Here is a 12,405-nt window from a genome sequence, read left to right as displayed (position 1 = left end):
GTAATGGCGAATAGTATAAAAGATCAAGAGGATATTTTAGCAAAATTAAATATCCACCAATTGAACCCAATGCAAGAGGAGGCTATTGCTGTAATTGAAAAAACAACCAATACCATTTTGCTTTCTCCAACAGGAACAGGAAAAACATTAGCGTTTTTATTACCGCTATTAAAAACATTAGATGCTAGCATTGATGAAGTGCAAGCCTTGATTGTAGTGCCTTCTCGTGAGTTAGCCATACAAATAGAGCAAGTACTTCGTATAATGGGTACTGGTTTTAAAGTAAATGCTGTTTACGGAGGTCGTACTATGGCAAAAGATAAGATGGAGCTGAAGCATAACCCTGCTATTCTTATAGGAACGCCAGGTAGAATTCTAGATCATTTTATGAATGATCGTTTTTCTAAAGAGAGCATCAAAACATTAATTTTAGATGAGTTTGATAAATGTTTGGATAAAGGTTTTTCTGATGAGATGAAAGGTATTATTGCAAACGTACCGCGTATCAATAAACGTATTCTAACATCGGCAACGCAAAATATTGAAGTTCCTCCATTCGTACGCTTAGACAAGCCTGTACTTATCAATTACCTGAAAGAGAAAAAAGCACTTAAATTAGAGATTAAAACGGTCATCTCTCCTTTAAGAAACAAATCGCAAACCTTATTAGATTTGGTGATGCATTTGGGGAATGAGCAAGGAATTGTTTTTTGTAACCTAAAAGAAAATATAGAGTACTTAGATAAGTTTCTTACGGAAAAGAAGATTAGCCATTCTACGTTTTCAGGAGAGATGGAACAGTATGATCGGGACCGTGCCTTAATCAAATTCAGAAATGGTACAAGTCAGCTTTTGATTGCTACAGATTTAGCAGCGAGAGGTATTGATGTGCCTGAGCTTAAATATATTATTCATTATGATGTGCCAGCTTCTGAGGAAGAATTTACACACCGTAATGGAAGAACAGCACGTGTAAATACCAAAGGTACTGCTTATGTAATGCGATGGGAAAAAGAAGAATTTCCTGAGTTTGTAAGAAACCCTAACCGTGCCAATATTTCTGTAAAAGCACCTCGCAAGCCACAATACTGGGAGACTTTATTTATTTCGGGCGGCAGAAAAGATAAAATTTCTAAAGGAGATATCGCTGGGTTATTCTTTAAGCAAGGCGAAATTTCTAAAGATCAATTAGGAACTATAGAATTAAAACAAGATTGCGCTTTTGTTGCTGTACCCTTAGCAATTGCTGATGATTTAGTACGAAAGTTGAGCAATACAAAATTGAAAAAGAAGAAAGTCAGAATTACAGTTTTGGAGTAGTTTTTTTTCTTTAAGTATTAAGTAGTTAGTAATAAGTATATAGTACAAAGTATGAAGTAAAAAAGTATTATTTATTTAGCCTTTACAAATCAGCACACCGCTGTTACTTCGAGTGAATTATAAAGTAGCGATAGCGGATGCGTAATTAGTATCGAGAAGTATTTGAGTAGTAAAAAGTTCTCGATACAATTTTCTATCGAAAACCACTCGAACTGACATTTGAGTTGTAGGTAACAAGTACTAAGTATTAAGTAAGGAGTATAGCGTATTAAGTACAATGTATTAAAGTCTGATTGCTATTTTTAGTTGAATTAAAGAACGGCCTATCGAAAATTTGTCGTGAAATTTGAATTGAATTATCCGTAGCAATTTCAGGCTGTTTGAGCTTAAGGCTAGGTTTTATTTTTCTTGATGGTTCAAAGCGAGTTCCTGAAATTCAGGAGATTGATAGAAAAATTTAGACTAAGTTTCGTCAGCCTAGATTTTCCTGCCTGCCGGCAGGCAGGTTTGGTTCGTTTTTTTATCGATGAAAAAAATGAACAGATAATTGAAATTTAGATACTAGTAAATAGTACAGATTATTAAGTAAAAAAAGTAATAGTTATTTAGCCTTTACAAATCAGAATACCGCTGTCACTTCGAGTGAATTATGAAGTAGCGATAGCGGATGAATAATTAGTATCGAGAAGTATTTGAGTAGTAAAAAGTTCTCGATACAATTTTCTATCGAAAATCACTCGAACTGACATTTGAGTTATAAGTAAAGAGTACTAAGTAACGAGTATTAAGTAAAGAGAGTGATTGTCATCAAGATTCTCAATTACCAATCAGCACACCGCTGTCACTTCGAGTGAATTATAAAGTAGCGATAGCGGATGCGTAATTCGTATCGAGAAGTATTCGAGCAGCAAAAAGTTCTCGATACAATTTTCTATCGAAAACCACTCGAACTGACATTTGAGTTATAAGTAAAGAGTACTAAGTAACGAGTATTAAGTAAAGAGAGTGATTGTCATCAAGATTCTCAATTACCAATCAGCATACCGCTGTCACTTCGAGTGAATTGTAAAGTAGCGATAGCGGATGAATAATTAGTATCGAGAAGTATTAATGCCCTAAAAAACGCATCATAGCATAGTAAAATTTATATGAATTTAAACGCTGAAGACCCTTCAAATGCACCTCAGATCTCTTCTGAAGAAATAGATAAATGCATTGCGATACTAGGACAACTCGTTGCCCATACCGATCAAATTTTTGATATTCCCCTAGCTCAAAGAACGGAGCTCCTTAAAGTAACTGGACAATTTTCTAGACCAAATAGAGACGAATTCTCTCGTCGTAAAAAGGACGCCAAAAAAGCAAACAAACGCAAGCAAGATAAAATGGATCGGGTGGCACGGAAAGAAACGGGTATCCGTAATGCACGCGAAGCACATATTTTTACCGCTCCAAAATTATTACAAGCATCAGAATTAGCACATAAAGAACAGCAAGAACTAGAAGTTGCTCGTAATTGCTATGTCTGTAAATCATCGTTCACCAAACTCCACCATTTTTACGATACCATGTGTACGGAGTGTGGCGACTTTAATTATGCCAAACGTTTCCAATCCGCGAACGTAAAAGGGCAAGTGGCGGTCATTACCGGCTCTCGCTTAAAAATAGGTTATCATATCACCTTAATGTTATTGCGTGGCGGAGCAACCGTTATTGCAACCACGCGTTTTCCTGTAGATTCTGCCTTAAGGTTTTCTAAAGAGGCCGATTTTATGGAATGGGGACACCGCTTAAAAATTCACGGATTAGATTTACGCCATATCCCGAGTGTAGAAATCTTCTGTAATTTTATAGAACAGCAGTATGATCATTTAGATATTCTAATTAATAATGCCGCACAAACGGTACGCAGGCCTGCAGGGTTCTACCATCATTTAATGGCCAATGAAGAACAACCGATAGCAACTCTACCTAAATTTGCACAGGAATTATTGCAAGATCATAACAGTTGTTTAGAAGAGTTAACGCAACTTACCACTACAGCGTCTCCGAACCAGAATATGCCAGTGACTTGGCATGGTCCAGAACCAGGAATAGGCTTACGTGCTTCGGCGCAACTCTCGCAGATACCTTATAGTTTCGATAAGGCTTTAGTGGCTAAAGAAGTATTCCCGGAAGGGGAGTTGGATGCCGATTTGCAGCAGGTAGATTTACGAAATACCAACAGCTGGCGTTTGAAATTGGGTGAAATAGAAACTACAGAAATGATAGAAGTACAGCTAGTAAATGCTGTAGCACCTTTTGTTTTGTGTAACCGCTTGGCAGAGGTGATGAAAAAGAATCCTACAGGGCAAAAACACATTATAAATGTTACGGCTATGGAAGGCAAATTCCACCGTGCTTTTAAAGAATCGCGACACCCACATACCAATATGGCCAAAGCGGCTTTAAATATGTTAACCCATACTGCGGCAGGCGATTTAGCCAAGCAAGGTATTTTTATGAATGCGGTAGATACGGGTTGGGTAACCGATGAAGACCCTGCTGCTTTAGCAAAAAAGAAGCAAGAAGAGCAAGATTTTCAACCGCCTTTAGATATTGTTGATGGCGCTGCACGGGTTATGGATCCTTTATTTGATGGCATCAATACAGGAAAGCATTGGGCAGGTAAATTCTTAAAAGATTATTTCCCTATAGATTGGTAGTTTAAAGGATTTCTGCTCATCACCGAAAACAACGTATCATACTAAAGAAATTGGGTAGTTACTGATTTGTAAATAACGAACAACGATTAGAATAATTTTACGGTTAGCGGTATGTTACCTGCAAGAGAAACAACTAGAAAATACCAATTATAAGTTATGAATGATACCACTGTTAACGTAGTAATAGTGCTTATTTTAATTTGTCATTTAACCGCCCTTATCCTTGGATATAAAATGGAAAAGACCATTCTTCCTATTTCTTATTTAAATGTAATTGTTGTGGTAGGGATACTTATTTTTTGGATCAACAAAAATCTGAACATACAAGTGCATTATTTCGAATTTAGAGAAGCATGTGCACTATGTGTAGAAGCCTGTATTTTAATATTCGCTCTGTATTCCATTATAGGGTATTCTACGAATACCTATGTAAAAGTCATAAATTATGTGGGCTTTGGGCTTCATGTATTGGCGACACTAGGAATGCTCATTTTTATGTCGGTATTCAAAATGAATAAGCTTTTTTAATACGAAATCGGACGCCGCCAGGCAGGTAAAAAAACTGAAACAAGAAGAAATGGAAGCGGGAACAATTGAAAGTTTGCCTAGTAGATAGCACCCTAAAAAATTATTTGTTAGTTTAGTTGTTTAAACCACGCCATTAATCGGATACCCACCCTTGGTAATATTTAGAAAATGAAACTACTTGAAGACTGTATCACAACGCAAGTTAGCATGGACAAGAAATCCTTAGAAAGCGTTTTGTCCAAATTTGAAAAGGTTGAAATTAAGAAAAATGAATACGTTCTGCAGTCAGGAAAAGTATGTCGAGAAATGGCTTTTATAGCGACGGGGTATCTTAGAATGTATGACATTGCCGATGGAAAAGAAATTAGCTTTTGGATAGGAAGTAGCGGAAAATTTATTACTTCGGTGTCCAGCTTCGTTTTTCAAACCCAAAATTTTTGGAATATTCAGGCTATTACTGATTGTACCCTATATGTCATCAGTAGAGAGAAACATATGGAACTCAGCAAAACGGAACCAAAATGGCTCGAATTTGACAATTTACTTTTGGCGCATTCTTTTGCTTTGCTAGAGAAAAGTATGTTTTCGCAATTACATACTACCGCGAAAGAAAGATTTGAAAACTTAATGGAAGAAGATCCTGAGCTTTTTCAGCATGTTCCTCTTCACTATATTGCGTCCATGATAGGGATTGCTCCTGAATCATTAAGCAGACTCAGAAAAAATCTAGTTAACCCAATTTCCTAACATTTGTCAAGAGAAAATTGCTTCACACTTAAGAACTTTGTTAAAAATTCTAAGATGAATCAATTGCAAAAATCACTTCGACTCAATGCGCTATTTTCAGGACTCTCAGGCATTCTATTGGTTGTTAAAAACAAACAGATTGCTCATTTGTTTGACAGCGCTAATACCGCTGTATTTTGGATTACAGGTACCGCGCTAATTTTATTTTCTTTCCTCATTGTTTATGAAATGAAAAGGCAAAAACCATTGGGCGTATTAGCGATAATTATTCAGGATTTCCTTTGGATTCTAGCGAGCAGTATACTTTTAATTTTTCAACCATTTGAAATTTCAAGAACAGGAAACAGTATGATTGCTGTGGTGGCCTTAATTGTTTTACTTATGGCAATCAACCAAGCGAAAGCACTTGCGCAAACAGACCACAACTCTAAAAAGGGGAGGAAACAATTAAGTTTCGAAAGAACGTTCAAAGCTAGCAAGCAAAACGTTTGGAAAGTAATTTCTGATGTAGCGAATTACCATGTAGTAGCACCAAATATTGATGCTGTTAACGTAATTTCTGGTGAAGGTGAGGGAATGGTTCGCAGTTGTAGCCACGGAAAAGATAGGTGGACAGAAACTTGTTCTAAATGGGCAGAAGAAGCGGAATATTCTTTTGAAGTACATACTGCTGTTCCCGACTATCCTTATTCTTTTAAAAACTTGAAAGGAAACTGGAAAATGGAGGAAATTGATGAGACACAAACAAAAGTTAGAATGGTCTTTGAATTTGAGTATAAAAAGAAATTCCAAAACTGGTTGCTTCACCCAATTCTTAGAGGGAAGTTTAGCAAAACAGGGGAGCAACTTCTTGCTAATTGGCAGCAGCAAATAGAGCAGAAATAACTACGGCTAAGTAATGCATAAGTAATAGCGATTTAGAGGTTATCGGAACCGTTTGTTGCGAAATTAGAGTATATTGTAATACTGAAAAGCAGTCCCTATACATCTGCAATTTTTAGATCCAGAACTGTTTCCTCCACGGCTAAAAGAATTTCAAGCGAATAAAAAAAGCAGGCATTCAACATTTTGAATTACTAGCCTCGGTAGACATAAGTCCTAAATCTAAATCCTTTTATTTAAGAACAAAAGGCGAACTAGTAGAAGAATTAAAAGCTTTAAATTTTGAGCGATTAAGTGTTTTTCAACCTTCAATGATTTTAACGCCAACCAACAGGTACGGAATGGCTCAAGCCATTACCTTAAAAGTTTGGCCACTTTTAAAGCCTTTTCTTAGAGGAGGATTACGCAAATACCGAGGAATTCCGGTGCATGTTTTAGGACAGGCCATGGCAAAAAATATTTTTAAAGAAGCTAAGGCCTACGAAATTTTACAATGGGACCAATTTTATGCAACCGCTGAAAAGGAATAAAAGGAGCCCCGAAATATCGAAGAACGTAAGTAAAAAAATACACCATTGCTCTCTTAATTGGTGATCACATTTTTACATTTTCAAACTTTTTTTTCACTTCTGCGGAATCCCGCAAGGTTTGGAATAGGATTATGTTTTATATTAGCAATGTAATAATTCCCCCACAAATTTTTATGTAGTTCATTGTATATCTTATTTAGATATAGGATTGCTATGTTTAAAAAGTAGTATATAAATGGAGTAACCGTATACATACGTTTAGCAGAACGTTAGCAGTAAGTATAAAGAACCGAATACTAAACAAATTATCACTAGAAAAATAGTAAAATGTATCTATCAAATATAAAACTTTGGAATTTTAGAAAATTTGGTACCGAAGCTGATATAGACCCTAATAATCCGAATTTAGATTTAAACCTAACTAAAGGTTTGAATGTAATTATTGGGGAAAACGATTCGGGCAAAACTGCAATTATCGATGCAATAAAATTGGTTTTAAAAACACATAGCTACGATTACATTAGAGTTGATGATAAAGATTTCTATAAAGAATCAAATCGATTTCGCATTGAATTAAAATTTGAAGATTTAAAACCCGAAGAAGCAAAAAACTTTACTGAATGGTTGGGTTGGACAGGCACTGGAGCAGATGCAAAACCATTTTTAAAACTTAATTACGATGTTAAAAGACAAGCAGATAAAATCATACCAACCGATGTTAAAGCAGGTGTAGATGAAGAAGGATATTTACTATCAGCAGAAACGAAATATTACTTTAAAGCAACCTACTTAAAGCCTTTGCGTGATGCAGAAAACGAATTAGTTGCCAAACGCAATTCACGCTTGTCGCAAATTCTTTTAGGCGATGAAGTATTTAAAGGAAAAGAGAAAGACAATGATTTAATAAAGATCTTTGCAGGTTTAAAAGAAGAGTTAGAAAATTACTTCAAAGGAGTTGATAATACAGGACAACCCACAGCTACAGAAGGAAAGCAGATAAAAGACAAAATTGACAGCTATATTAAAAGCTTTTACAGCGAAAACAACGAAAGCGAATTTCAATCAACATCAACCGATATTAAAAGCATTCTTGAAAAACTCACTTTAACACTCAAAGGCGAACCTAATCCGGGCTTAGGAACTTTGAATCGTTTATTTATGGCTACGGAATTACTTCACTTAACCAAATCAAACTGGACTGGCTTGCGTTTGGGATTGGTTGAAGAATTAGAGGCACATTTGCACCCACAAGCACAAATGCAAGTGATTGAAGCGTTTAAAAAAGAAAAAGATATTCAATTTATACTAACGACTCACAGTCCAAATTTGGCTTCCAAACTCGACCTTGAAAACTTAATTATTTGCAACAACGGAAATGCTTTTCCAATGGGCACAACATATACTAAGTTGGGTAAAGATAATTACAAGTTCTTAGAAAAGTTTTTGGACACTACAAAAGCGAATTTGTTTTTCGCTAAAGGGGTAATATTAGTTGAAGGCTGGGCAGAAGAAATTCTAATTCCAAGTATAGCAAAAGCGATTGGAATTAATTTAACGGAGAAAGGTGTTTCTATTGTAAATATTGGGCATACAGGTTTTGACCATTACTCAAAAATTTACTTGCGGCAAGAAGAACCAAATATGACAATTCCCGTTGCTGTAATTACGGATTCCGATATTAGAGACTATAAAAAAAACGGAGATGATTTTGTTAAACGTGATGCAGCAACAGTTCTGCAAGAAACAACGAATAAAATTGCAAAAATAAAAGGTAAAGCAGACCAAAATGTAAAATACTTCCTTGCACCAAATTGGACCTTGGAATATTCATTGTTTAAATCAACTAGCCTAACAATGCTTTTTCAAAGAGTAGTTAAAGATATTGTTCATAAAAAAATAATTTGGGGCAATTTTGAAAAGGTACTTGCTGAAAGATTAATAGACAAAAGCAAAAAGTTTAATAAAACAAAAATTGCTTATGAAATGGCGCACGCCATCGATGAAGATTTGGGCAAAGAAGTTCGTTCAATAATAATTTCAGAAGATGAAGCTGATACTGTTAATTATCTAATAAAAGCTATTAAGTATGCCGCAGGTAATTGATATAACAGACGATGATATTCGTTATGCAGAAAAAATACTTTTACCTTCAGGCAAAGAGTTTGACGATGAACGAATAGCTTTTATTCGTGATTTTCGCGCCATAGATTTACAAGCAGTTCCTGGAAGTGGAAAAACTACCGCTTTATTAGCTAAATTGATTATTTTAGAACGTAAACTTCCATTTGCTGACGGTACGGGGATTTTGGTTTTGTCGCACACAAACGCAGCTATTGACGAAATAAAAGAAAAAATTCAAAAGCATTGTCCTAAATTATTTTCCTACCCGAATTTTATTGGAACAATACAAAGTTTTGTTGATCAATTTTTGGCTATTCCAATGTATATTCAGTGGAAAAGAAAAAAGCCTGTTCGGATTGATTCTGAAATTTTTTGGGAGTCCTTACAGAATAAATTACCTTATGGTACACGGTTAGCATTAGAGAAAAGGCTAGGCAATAAATTCAAAAATTTTATTGAGGAATTAACTATAGCGCAAAACAATGAACTAGTCCATTTCGATACTTTTTCAGTAATTACTATACCTAAAATTGGCAAGCATACTGACACCCATAAAAACTTATATTCGGCAAAGAAAGACCTTTTAGATAGAGGAATTTTAAATTATAATGATGCCTATACTTTTGCAAATTCTTATTTGAAGAAATATCCAAATATAAAAACACTCCTTCAGAAACGTTTTTCTTTCATATTTGTAGATGAAATGCAGGATATGGATACACATCAATACAACTTGCTTGAAAATATATTTTATGATAATGGAAATAGCATTTCAAAAATCCAACGAATTGGCGACAAAAACCAAGCAATCTATAATTCAGTAAAAGCAATAGATATTTGGCAAGACAGAGCTGTTGTTTTGCGATTAAACGGAAGCCAACGATTAAGCAAGCCTATTGCTAATGTTGTAAAAAAATTTGCTTTATACAGCGATGCAAATTTTGATATTGTTGGAAGAAATGAATGTACAATTAAACCGCATATTTTGGTTTTTGAAAATTCAAACATAGAAAATATCATTCCTTGTTTTGCTCAAATCGTAAGAGAGAATAACTTGGGAAATTCAGAGAAACCAATAAAAGTTGTTTGTTGGAATACAGAATGGAAAGAAGATGAAAAAAGTCGTAATGATGTAACTAAACATCGCTTAGAAGATTATCACAGAACTTTTAAGAAAGATAAAGGTAAGCCTAAACTGGATTATGACAACTTAAAAAGCTATTTGTTGTATTTCGAAAAAAAACAAACATTAGAACCGATTCGGAAAAACATCTTAAATGCCTTTCTAAAAATCTTGCGTTTAGAAAACGTCAATACAAAAGACGATAGACCTTTCACAAAGAAAAAAATGATTGATTTCATTAAAGAAAAAGACGTTAAAAAATATGACGAACTAAATTTGAACCTTTATAACTGGTCAATTGGAATAATTCAAGAAAAAACAAGTGAAGTTTGGGACGAAATAAAAGCATATGTTCCTTCTTTTCTTTCAATGTTTGACAAAGTAATCTCATTAAGCTCAGATTTCATTAATGCTGACAATACCGAAATTCGTTCTGAAAATATTGAAATTTTAACACCAACAAACCATTACAAAGAAAATGGACTTGAAATTGAAATTACAAGTGTTCACGCAGTAAAAGGACAAACACATTGTGCGACTTTATACTTGGAATCATGTTATAAAAGAGGTTATGGAAAATATGAATCTGAAAGGTTAAGAAATCAATTTATGGGGAAACAAACTATTTCAGAAACAATAGCGTCGGTTAGTAATAGTTACGATTTAATTAAACAATCAGCAAAAATGGCTTATGTTGGTTTTTCACGTCCAACAGATTTATTGTGCATTGCTATACATAAAGACAGGTTTAATAGTTTTTTGAATGAAATAGATAAAGATGTTTGGAAAATAATCGAATTAACAAATAATAGAGAATAATCTGAAATTAATAGAAACACCTGCAGCCAACAAATAACTAAAACAAAAAAACAAACCAGTATTTCCTTAACGGGTAACTATTTTTTACTTCTACTGTTTTTCCTAAGGTTTTAAATAGTATTATTTTCTATATTAGTGCTGTGATATTCCACAATAAATTTTAGTGTTGTAAACCATATGCTTTATTTAGGTACTAAGAATAGCTACGTTTAAAAGCAATAGAAAAATTGAATAACTGTATACATACGGTTATCCGCATGTTGCCTGCAATATGTGAAAATATAGAGCAAAAAAATAATAAAACTCAAAAAGTATGAGTATTAAAAATAAATTAAGAATAAAATCAATATTAATTTTATTCAGTTTACTAACTCTTTTCTATTCTTGCAAAAACAAGAAAAATCACTCAACAAATATTGCTGTTCAAGAAAAAATAGACTCCAAAAAGAACTCTATTCCTCCTGAAACAATTAAAAAATCTAATTCAGAAAAAACAACAGTAATTGAAAAGCTTTATGTTAATGCGAAAAATGGTTTAATTTTTAGAGATATTCCGAGAGGAAAAATACTTGGAAAATTTGACTATGGAAAACAAATAGAAATAGTAGAGCGTACAAGTCAAAAAATGACAATAACTGATAATGGAGAAGAAGTGTCCGGAGAGTGGGTTGGTGTTTTAACAGAAATGAATGAGAAAATTGTTTATGTTTTTGATGGATTTCTATTATCGTATTATGGAGGAATTATACCTGCAAGTACTGTAAAGTTATCAACATTTCCTAATTTGATATTAGATGAAAAAGAAGTTTTGTTATTCCCAAATAAAGCAAAGAAGATAACTACATATAACAATAAATTTAAACCAAATGGTACTTTGTCGATTGATGGAATTAGCTACGCATCACAATTAGAAATTTCAGAACTTGAACATGCCTCAAAACCAAATGCAGATTATTGTGATTATGCCAAATTTGTAAAAGTTGTATACAAAAATCGAGAATATATTGTTTTTGGAGATAATGTACTTAACATTGAAAATATTGAAGAATTAAACTATCAAAACAAACGAATAAAATTAATTAAAGCTGTAGATTATTCTTTGGGTTCTGCAGATGAAGATGGATTAACTTTTTGTGCTGATGATTTTTCTTACTTGTTAATTCAAGAGAACAATACAATATCAACAATTGGACATGACAATGGTAACATAATGATATATGCACATAACGATGGGATTTTTGAAATGGAAGGTAAATACATTATTTTAAATGATAGTATAAAAACAGAGGTAAGTCAAAGTTTTCAAGAGGGTACTGGGAAATATGATTTATCAATTTTCTATAATGATGGTTGGGATTATAAAGTTTCTAATATTAAAAGTTTTTATCAAGGAGAGGAAGAATAAGTAATTATAATAAAGAATACTGACAGGCAACAATGGCTATACGGAATGCGGGTTTTCTGCTAAACGAAAGATTAGTGCAATTAATAAAGTCCGCCAATACTTTAATTTGGTATTTAAAGTGAAAAAAATAAAAGAAAAATAGGAACATTAAGCTTGTGTTTCATCTGAAAATTATCACTTATTTTCAGCATTAATTCTTATATACGAGCTCAACCGTTGTCAGCA

Annotated in this window: 9 protein-coding genes; all 9 read left to right on the top strand. The window is 33.7% G+C overall.

What is annotated here, in order from left to right; genetic code table 11:
• The first annotated feature begins 3 nt into the window (after positions 1-3).
• The 9 genes from M666_RS16760 (at position 4) to M666_RS16720 (ending at position 12,180) form a co-directional block, all read left to right on the top strand.
• On the top strand, positions 4-1,320 hold the full coding sequence (locus tag M666_RS16760; RefSeq protein WP_025615452.1) for a DEAD/DEAH box helicase: 1,317 nt from the start codon (positions 4-6) through the stop codon (positions 1,318-1,320).
• Between the two features lie 1,148 nt (positions 1,321-2,468).
• Positions 2,469-4,025, top strand: coding sequence for an SDR family NAD(P)-dependent oxidoreductase (locus tag M666_RS16755; protein WP_029446803.1), 1,557 nt, complete (start codon positions 2,469-2,471; stop codon positions 4,023-4,025).
• A 234-nt stretch (positions 4,026-4,259) separates the two neighbouring features.
• A complete protein-coding gene (locus M666_RS16750) occupies positions 4,260-4,553 on the top strand; it encodes a hypothetical protein (protein ID WP_029446802.1) in 294 nt (97 codons plus the stop codon).
• A 168-nt stretch (positions 4,554-4,721) separates the two neighbouring features.
• Positions 4,722-5,300, top strand: coding sequence for a Crp/Fnr family transcriptional regulator (locus M666_RS16745; protein WP_029446801.1), 579 nt, complete (start codon positions 4,722-4,724; stop codon positions 5,298-5,300).
• A 54-nt stretch (positions 5,301-5,354) separates the two neighbouring features.
• Positions 5,355-6,185, top strand: a complete 831-nt coding sequence (locus tag M666_RS16740; RefSeq protein ID WP_029446800.1) for a type II toxin-antitoxin system RatA family toxin — start codon at positions 5,355-5,357, stop codon at positions 6,183-6,185.
• A gap of 308 nt (positions 6,186-6,493) precedes the next feature.
• The gene (locus tag M666_RS20690) at positions 6,494-6,712 is read left to right on the top strand and encodes a Rossmann-fold NAD(P)-binding domain-containing protein (protein WP_029446799.1); all 219 of its coding nucleotides are present in this window, start codon (positions 6,494-6,496) and stop codon (positions 6,710-6,712) included.
• Positions 6,713-7,039: 327 nt separating this feature from the next.
• On the top strand, positions 7,040-8,815 hold the full coding sequence (locus M666_RS16730; protein ID WP_029446798.1) for an ATP-dependent nuclease: 1,776 nt from the start codon (positions 7,040-7,042) through the stop codon (positions 8,813-8,815).
• The gene (locus M666_RS16725; RefSeq protein WP_029446797.1) at positions 8,799-10,775 is read left to right on the top strand and encodes a UvrD-helicase domain-containing protein; all 1,977 of its coding nucleotides are present in this window, start codon (positions 8,799-8,801) and stop codon (positions 10,773-10,775) included. The genes M666_RS16730 and M666_RS16725 overlap by 17 nt, the downstream gene beginning before the upstream one ends.
• A gap of 313 nt (positions 10,776-11,088) precedes the next feature.
• Complete coding sequence (locus tag M666_RS16720) at positions 11,089-12,180, top strand: hypothetical protein (protein WP_029446796.1); 1,092 nt, start codon at positions 11,089-11,091, stop codon at positions 12,178-12,180.
• Positions 12,181-12,405 lie beyond the last annotated feature (225 nt).

Source organism: Cellulophaga baltica 18 (assembly GCF_000468615.2).
In the GTDB taxonomy this organism is placed as follows: domain Bacteria; phylum Bacteroidota; class Bacteroidia; order Flavobacteriales; family Flavobacteriaceae; genus Cellulophaga; species Cellulophaga baltica.
The sequence above is the reverse complement of the archived record's forward strand: the minus strand, read 5'-3'. Positions and strand labels throughout refer to the sequence as shown.